This window comes from Leucobacter sp. wl10, from assembly GCF_003569785.1.
Classification (GTDB): Bacteria; Actinomycetota; Actinomycetes; order Actinomycetales; family Microbacteriaceae; genus Leucobacter.
The window spans coordinates 1-1,417 of the sequence record NZ_KZ984032.1 but is presented as its reverse complement, the minus strand read 5'-3'; the positions used below and the strand labels follow the sequence as shown (position 1 = coordinate 1,417).

1 protein-coding gene is annotated in these 1,417 nt (G+C 67.0%); it reads right to left on the bottom strand.

Annotated elements, in window-relative coordinates; translation table 11 throughout:
* Window positions 1-57 precede the first annotated feature (57 nt).
* A complete protein-coding gene (locus D1J51_RS17645) occupies window positions 58-1,296 on the bottom strand; it encodes an IS256 family transposase (RefSeq protein WP_119077310.1) in 1,239 nt (412 codons plus the stop codon).
* Between the last annotated feature and the right edge of the window lie 121 nt (window positions 1,297-1,417).

Genomic DNA, 1,417 nt, shown 5'->3' with positions numbered 1-1,417 from the left:
GGGTCAAGTCCTTGGACGTGGTGTATCGGTGATCGTGTGATCCCTCGTTGATGGAGGTTATGCGGTGAGGGCTCTCAGGTCGGGTTCTGGCACCTCCTCGGTGTCGGGTTCGTCGACGCGGCGGGCTGCGGCGAGGGCGTCGAGGCCGAGGTAGCGGCGCTGCTCGGCCCACTCGTCGTGCTGTTCGGCGAGGACGGCGCCGACGAGGCGGATGATCGCGTCGCGGTTGGGGAAGATGCCCACGACGTCGGTGCGGCGGCGGATCTCGCGGTTGAGGCGCTCGTTGGGGTTGTTGGACCAGATCTGCCGCCAGATCGACTTGTCGAACGCGGTGAACGCGAGGATCTCCTCGCGGGCGGCCTCGAGGTGCTCGAACGAGCGCGGGAGCTTATGTTCGAGGGCGTCGAGGACCTTGTCGAACTGGTCGTGGACGGACTTGCGGTCGGGCTGGTCGAACACGGTCTGCAGCAGGGTCTTCACCCATGGCCACGAGCTCTTCGGTGTCACGCTCATCAGGTTGGCCGCGTAATGGGTTCTGCATCGTTGCCAGCTGCCGCCGACGGTCGCGCCGATCGCGGCGACCAGTCCTGCGTGCGCGTCGGAGGTGACGAGCTTCACCCCGTTCAGGCCGCGGGCGACGAGGTCGCGCCAGAACGTGAGCCAGCCGGCGCCGTCCTCGGTGCTGCTCACTTGCAGGCCGAGGATCTCGCGGTAGCCCTCGGCGTTCACTCCGGTCGCGATCAGCACCGCGACTTTCACGACACGACCGCCTTCACGGACCTTCATGGTCAGCGCGTCCGCGGCGACGAACGAGTACGGGCCGGCATCGAGCGGGCGGGTGCGGAACGCGGTGACCTGTTCGTCGAGATCCTGCGCCATCTCCGACACCTGCGACTTCGACAGCCCGGTGATCCCAAGGGTCTTCACCAGGTCGTCCATCCGCCGCGTGCTGACGCCCAGGAGGTAGCTGGTCGCGACGACGGTGGTCAACGCGGCCTCCGCGCGGCGGCGGCGCTCGATCAGCCATTCCGGGAAGTAGGTCCCCTGCCGCAGCTTGGGGACCTTCACGTCGATCGTGCCGGTGCGGGTGTCGAAGTCGCGGTGCCGGTAACCGTTGCGACGGTTCACACGGTCATCGGACGCGACCCCGTAGGAGGCGCCGCAGACCTGGTCGGCGTCCGCGGACAGCAGCGCGTTGATGAACGTGCCGAGCATCTCCCGCAGCAGATCGGGCGAGGCCTGGGACAGGTGCTCCTCGAGGAAGCGGGCAGGGTCGATACTGGGTACGACGGTCATCGTCGTGGTTCCTTTCAAGACGGATGTGAAGAGTTCTCTCGAAGGATCACACGGTGACCGTCGCCACACTCACAGCGACGCGGCCACCGCGATCCATACACCACTCTGGCGGACGCAACCG